Below are 6133 nucleotides of genomic sequence, written 5' to 3'. Positions count from 1 at the left end.
ACGCCCCACTTGGAACGAGACAGCGGTGAACTTAGACTGATTCGAACAAAAAGGCAACAGGAATATTTTTCTATGGGCGGATTGACGGCTCCGAAACACCGGTTCCTGTGCGCGGGGCTCTTGTTTTTGGCACGGCGTCGTATTCAATCTGCCGACAGCCCCAGGCTCTGGACCAATTCGTTCTCGGGCTTGAGCTGACCGTCTCCACGATCCCAAATTGTGTTTCTGCCTGATCCTGCCATGCCCCAGCACGACCATTTTTCGAGCGGCAATCTTGATCTCTGTCAATAGCCTCCCAGTTCCGTCTGGTAGTCAGAAAAAATGGTCAAACGCAGTGCCCCATGGAACACCCGCTCCGTCATCAGCCGGTCCGCCCATGTCCTGGAACGCACCGGGCTCGCCTTGACGGGCGGCTCCTGTGGGCTGTTCGTTGCCGCCCATGTGGGCAGGGCCGACATCGAACTGATCGGCTCGACAGCTGCCGTCCTCGCCATGATGCTTTACGGGGCAGCCGGTTTCTATCTTGGCATCGATCTGCCTCCGGCGCCGCCAGATCACCGCATGCACCTGCCGCTCCGGCACGGACTGGGATCCAGGGCCGATGCCGTGGAACTGCTCAGCGCCGCCGGAACCTTTCTCGCGGCGACGGCAGCGGTGGTGTCGGTCTTCAGTATTGTGCTAGACGAGACGGCGCAGGCCGGCACGGCGGTGCTGATCAGTCTCTGCTGGGCGATCGGCGCCACCATGCAGATTGCGGCAGGTATCATCGCGCGTAGGCGATCGGATCCGTCCTAGGTAACGTAGCAAGGCCAGCCGCGCTTGCCCGATCGGGCCGGTTGACGAAATAGCGCAGGCATAGAACTATCGCCGCGATCTTGTACGATTGCATCAGCGTTTCCAAGCAGCCGTTGCGGGGTTTGAAAATAAATTGCGCGAGAAGGCAAATGTCGAACAATGATCCCGCCGACTGGATGCTGTCCGAGGCGATCGATCGGCTGGCACGCACCGAGCGATTGCGCCAGCGATTCTTCAGCCTGCAGGTCAGGGCTGGCTCGCGGGAGCCCAGTTGGGAACCGCCGATCGATGTGCTGGAGACCGACCGCGAGTTCCTCATCATGGTGGCGCTACCCGGCGTCGATCCTGATCAGGTCGAGGCCGTGATCGATAACGGCACCCTCGTCATCAGCGGACGCCGGGTGCTGCCCGACGAACTACGCAATGCAAGGATTCACCGGCTTGAGCTGCCGCAAGGTCATTTCGAGCGCCGGATCGTTCTGCCGGCAGGGCGCTACGCCGTCAGCCGCTTCGCCGTTCATGGTTGCGTTGGGTTACGCCTGTCAAAGTCTTGAACGAGGTCGGCCATGCCGCCAGCCAACGAACAACCCGGCTCCGCTCCCTCTCGCGTCATCTCTGGCGCAGAAGCTGTCCCGATCCCCAGCGATGCCCTGATCATCATTCCCGTTCGCAATACCGTGCTGTTCCCGGGGATCGTGGCGCCGATCACGATCGGCCGGCCAAGATCGATCGCCGCCGCGCAACAGGCCTTGCGCGAGCAGCGGCCGGTCGGCATTCTGTTGCAGCGAAACCCGGAAGCCGACGACCCCGGTCCCGACGACCTCTATCGGATCGGCACGCTCGCCAATATCGTCCGTTACATCACCGCGCCGGATGAGACGCATCACATCATCTGCCAGGGCGTTCAGCGCGTCCGCATTGTTGATTTCCTTCCCGGCACGCCCTTCCCCGCGGCCCTGGTGCTGAATATCCCGGAGCCCACGACCATCTCGCCGGAGATCGAGGCGCGATTTTTGAACCTGCAAGGCCAGGCCATCGAAGCCATCCAATTGCTGCCCCAGGCGCCGGCGGAGCTCGTTGCCGCGCTGCGGGCAACCACCTCGCCCGCAGCCCTCGCCGACCTCACCACCTCCTACATGGACATCAAGCCGCAGGAAAAGCAGGAGATCCTGGAAACCATCGACGTGCGGCTGCGCATGGAGAAGGTTTCAAATCGTCTGGCGGAGCGCCTCGAAGTGCTGCGGCTGTCCCATGAGATCGGACAAAAGACGAGAGCCACATTCGACGAGCGCCAGCGCGAGGCCATCCTGCGCGAGCAGATGGCCACCATCCAGCGCCAACTCGGAGAAGGCGACGGCAAGGCGCAGGAAGTCGCGGAACTGAACGAGGCGATTGCCAAGGCCGAGATGCCCCCCGAGGCGGAAAGCCAGGCGCGCAGGGAAGTACGCCGCTACGAACGAATGCCGGAGGCGGCGGCCGAAGCGGGCATGGTGCGCAGTTATCTCGATTGGCTGACCGAGCTGCCCTGGGCGCTGCCGGCCGAGAAGGAAATCGATATCACCGCGGCCCGACGCATTCTGGATGAGGATCATTTCGGCCTGCAGAAGATCAAAAGCCGGATCGTCGAATATCTGGCCGTTCGCAAGCTCGCGCCGCAGGGCAAGGCGCCGATCCTGTGCTTCGTCGGGCCGCCCGGCGTCGGCAAAACCTCGCTGGGGCAGTCGATCGCGCGCGCCATGGATCGGGCGTTCGTCCGCGTCAGTCTGGGCGGCGTCCATGACGAGGCGGAAATCCGCGGCCACCGGCGGACCTATATCGGCGCCCTGCCCGGCAATATCATCCAGGCGATCAAGAAAGCGGGATCACGCAATTGCGTCATGATGCTGGATGAAATCGACAAAATGGGACGGGGTATTCAGGGCGATCCATCGGCGGCGATGCTCGAAGTTCTCGATCCAGAGCAGAATTCAACCTTTCGCGACAACTATCTCGGCGTGCCGTTCGATCTCTCACGCGTTGCGTTCATAGCGACCGCCAACATGCTGGATACGATCCCCGGCCCGTTGCAGGACCGCATGGAGATCATCAGCCTGCCCGGTTATACCGAGGATGAAAAGCTTGAGATCGCGCGGCGCTATCTGGTACGCCGCCAGCTGGAAGCCAACGGATTGAGGCCGGAGCAGGCCGAGATCGATGCCGAGGCGCTGCGGCTCATCATCAAGGGCTATACCCGCGAGGCCGGCGTCCGCTCGCTCGAGCGAGAAATCGGCAGGGCATTCCGTCATGCGGCGGTGCAAATCGCCGAGGGCAGTTCGAACCGGGTTATCCTGGCCGCCAAGGACCTCACCGCGGTTCTGGGCCAGCCTCGTTTCGAAAGCGAGATCGCCATGCGCACCAGCATTCCCGGTGTGGCGACCGGGCTGGCGTGGACGCCGGTCGGCGGCGACATTCTCTTCATCGAGGCTACCCGCGTTCCCGGCAAAGGCGCCTTGATTCTTACCGGTCAGCTCGGGGACGTGATGCGTGAAAGCGTACAGGCCGCACTGACATTGGCGAAGAGTCGCGCGGCCGAACTCGGGATTGATCCCGCTATATTCGAGAAGAGCGACATCCACGTTCACGTGCCGGCCGGCGCCACGCCGAAAGATGGACCAAGCGCAGGCGTTGCCATGTTCACGGCGCTGGTCTCCTTGCTCACCAATCGCACGGTCAGAAGCGACACCGCCATGACCGGCGAAATCTCGCTGCGTGGCCTGGTGCTGCCGGTCGGCGGTATCAAGGAGAAAGTGGTGGCCGCCGCCGCTGCCGGCTTGACCAGGGTGATGCTGCCTGCGCGCAATCGGCGCGACTACGACGAAATCCCGCAAGGCGCCCGTGATAAACTGCAATTCGTCTGGCTCGAGCGCATTGACGATGCCATCGCCGCAGTGCTGGAGCCGAGCAAAGAGGCCGCCAAGGCTATCGGCTAGTTCTTGTCATATCGGCATCCTCCCCGACCTCATCGTGAGTTGCCCACCAGCAGCGCTCGCCCATTACGCATGAAAGTGCGTTCTCCATTTTGGCGCCGAGTCTATTTTCACTTTGGGGTTATCTTCTCCCCTCCCCCCGCGAAGCGGTGGGGAGGGGTCGGGGGTGGGGGGTCTATCGGCAGGAACCGCTGCTTCGGCGAACGACGCGCCACCCCCACCCCCGACCCTCCCCGCCACGCGCGATGCGCGCGGCGGGAGGGGAGCCTATTGCGGTGGAATGCTGGGGTTGATCCTGATCAATCCGAGAGCGTACCTTTCACTTACCTTGGATAGCTGCAGATACCTGGCTAGGAGACCTCGATGCTGGCGCATCAAATCATGACCTCGGACGTGATTACGGTCGGCGCCGACAGCACCATCGTCGAAGCCGCCGACATCATGCTGCGGCACCACATCGGCGGCCTCCCGGTGGTCGACGCCGCCGGCAACCTCACCGGAATCATTTCAGAGGGCGACTTTATCCGCCGTGCCGAGATCGGAACCCAGCGCAAGCGCGGACGATGGCTAGGTTTCCTGGTAGGCCATGATCGGATCGCATCCGACTTCGTACATGAGCACGGCCGCAAGGTCGGAGAGATCATGACGCCGGATCCCGTGACCGTGACCGAGGATGCGCCGCTCGATCAGATCGCGCAGATCATGGAATCCAACGGCATCAAACGCCTTCCCGTCGTGCGCGGCAAGCGCCTGGTCGGCATGGTCACCCGTTCGGATTTTCTTGCTGCTGTCGCCGGGCTCGACCGCCATGCTCCCAATCCGTCGGTCGCCGACGACGACCTTCGCCGCGCGGTTTCTGCTGCGATCGGGCAAGCGAGCTGGCGGCCTTACAGGCTCAATGTCAGCGTCCGTGACGGCGTTGTGAGCCTGCGCGGCGTCGTCAACAGTGACAAAAGCCGGCGGGCGGCAGTCGTCGCCGCAGAAAATGTACCCGGCGTCTTAGACGTGCGCGACAGCCTCGAGCAAGCGCCAAGCAACCCGCCTCCGGAAGAGGAGCTTGGCGGCGGCGATTTCGTTTCGCTGCAACAGGAGCCCCCGACGCGGGATGACGAACCGTTGTGAGCGGGCCGGTGAGAGAGATGGCGCGGTATCGGCCGGTTTTATGCCTCGCCTCCGTGCTTACCCTGCTCCCATGCAGCGGTGCGGCGATGGCGCAGAATGCCGAGAATGGCCGGCGGCTTTCGGAGCGGTGGTGCACCGAGTGTCATGCGATCGGGGCAGCACCAGGCAAACTCAACGGAGTGCCTTCCTTTGCAGCGATCGCCGCCAGGGAGAGCATAACCTCCGACATGATCGCCTCGTTCTTGCTCCTGCCACACGCCACCATGCCGAACTTCCCGCTCAGCCGCGACGACGCCCGGGATATCGCAGCGTTCGTTCTTGAGACGAAGAAGTAGCCGCGACACTTGCGGTCTTCTCCCCTCCCTCCACGCGCGATGCGCGTGGAGGGAGGGGAGCTTATGATCTCAGTCCTGAGCAAGTAGCCCGCATGAGCGCTTGCGATATGCGGGAACCCTCGCAAATGCCAAGACCCGGATATCGCTCCGCTCATCCGAGCTACGCTCTGAAGCGTTTCGCCTCACCCCTCGACAATCGCCACCGCCCTCGTCCATCCTGCCGATGCGCGCTCAATCTTGACCGGGAAGCAGGACACGGTGAAACCGGTCGATGGCAATTGTTCGAGGTTATGCAGCTTTTCGATGTGGCAGTAGCCGATATGGCGGCCGGCCTTGTGGCCCTCCCAGATCAGGCTGGCATCCCCGCTCTCCGCGTATTTTTGGGCGGTGTAGACGAACGGCGCATCCCAACTCCAGCCATCGATGCCGGTCAGCCGCACGCCGCGCTCCAGGAGATACAAGAGGCTATGGCCAATGCGCTTGAGTTCGTTTTCAACGTCGGCGGCGGTGGCCACATAGCCGTCAGGGAGATGCCGGAAATCCAGTTTGACGCCGGGCTGCAGGCACCATTCCAGCGGTACCTCATCGATGGTCGAGGCGCGCTCGCCGCGATTCATCGTCGGGTGATAATGATAGGGCGCGTCGAGATGGGTGCCGTTATGGGTCGAAAGCTGTACGGTCTCCATCGCCCAGCCCTGGCCATCCGGCAGGTCTTCAGCCTTCAGGCCCGGGAAGAAACCCAGCATCCGCGGCAGGCTCTGCTGGTGATCGTGGTATTGAATGAGCGGGTTTATACCCGGCGGATCGGCCGGCACGTCGTTTTGCAACGGCACCGAGATATCGATCAGTCGTCTGGCCATCGGCTTTGCCTCGATGCTATTTCGGTCGGCGGCTCGGGTCCGCATGCAAATCCGC

7 protein-coding genes are annotated in these 6133 nt (G+C 62.7%); 6 read left to right on the top strand and 1 reads right to left on the bottom strand.

The genetic code is table 11. The annotated features are described in order from the left end of the window. The 6 genes from ABSG20_RS27620 to ABSG20_RS27595 form a co-directional block, all read left to right on the top strand. Positions 1-198, top strand: a 198-nt coding sequence (locus ABSG20_RS27620) for a hypothetical protein (RefSeq protein ID WP_423867651.1), incomplete at its 5' end; no start/stop codon positions are given. Positions 199-321: 123 nt separating this feature from the next. Next, positions 322-795 (top strand): hypothetical protein, encoded by a 474-nt coding sequence (locus tag ABSG20_RS27615; protein WP_423867650.1) that lies wholly within the window; start codon positions 322-324, stop codon positions 793-795. A 149-nt stretch (positions 796-944) separates the two neighbouring features. Next, a complete protein-coding gene (locus ABSG20_RS27610) occupies positions 945-1349 on the top strand; it encodes an Hsp20/alpha crystallin family protein (protein WP_423867649.1) in 405 nt (134 codons plus the stop codon). Between the two features lie 12 nt (positions 1350-1361). After that, on the top strand, positions 1362-3764 hold the full coding sequence (gene lon / locus ABSG20_RS27605) for an endopeptidase La (protein ID WP_423867648.1): 2403 nt from the start codon (positions 1362-1364) through the stop codon (positions 3762-3764). A 360-nt stretch (positions 3765-4124) separates the two neighbouring features. Then, complete coding sequence (locus ABSG20_RS27600) at positions 4125-4883, top strand: CBS domain-containing protein (RefSeq protein WP_423867647.1); 759 nt, start codon at positions 4125-4127, stop codon at positions 4881-4883. 17 nt (positions 4884-4900) lie between these two features. After that, positions 4901-5218 (top strand): c-type cytochrome, encoded by a 318-nt coding sequence (locus ABSG20_RS27595; protein WP_423867646.1) that lies wholly within the window; start codon positions 4901-4903, stop codon positions 5216-5218. 182 nt (positions 5219-5400) lie between these two features. Here the strand turns inward: ABSG20_RS27595 and ABSG20_RS27590 are convergent, their stop codons facing one another. After that, positions 5401-6078 (bottom strand): cyclase family protein, encoded by a 678-nt coding sequence (locus ABSG20_RS27590; protein ID WP_423867645.1) that lies wholly within the window; start codon positions 6076-6078, stop codon positions 5401-5403. Positions 6079-6133: the final 55 nt, after the last annotated feature.

It is taken from the genome of Bradyrhizobium sp. (genome assembly GCF_049512235.1).
In the GTDB taxonomy this organism is placed as follows: domain Bacteria; phylum Pseudomonadota; class Alphaproteobacteria; order Rhizobiales; family Xanthobacteraceae; genus Bradyrhizobium.
Note: the sequence above shows the minus strand (reverse complement) of the source record. Positions and strands in the feature narration are given on the sequence as shown.

Excerpts from the sequence above, each read along its gene's own strand:
- ABSG20_RS27615 (WP_423867650.1), top strand. The coding sequence starts at position 322 with ATGGTCAAACGCAGTGCCCCATGGAACACCCGCTCCGTCATCAGCCGG.
- ABSG20_RS27610 (WP_423867649.1), top strand. The coding sequence starts at position 945 with ATGTCGAACAATGATCCCGCCGACTGGATGCTGTCCGAGGCGATCGAT.
- lon (WP_423867648.1), top strand. The coding sequence starts at position 1,362 with ATGCCGCCAGCCAACGAACAACCCGGCTCCGCTCCCTCTCGCGTCATC.
- ABSG20_RS27600 (WP_423867647.1), top strand. The coding sequence starts at position 4,125 with ATGCTGGCGCATCAAATCATGACCTCGGACGTGATTACGGTCGGCGCC.
- ABSG20_RS27595 (WP_423867646.1), top strand. The coding sequence starts at position 4,901 with ATGGCGCGGTATCGGCCGGTTTTATGCCTCGCCTCCGTGCTTACCCTG.
- ABSG20_RS27590 (WP_423867645.1), bottom strand. The coding sequence starts at position 6,078 with ATGGCCAGACGACTGATCGATATCTCGGTGCCGTTGCAAAACGACGTG.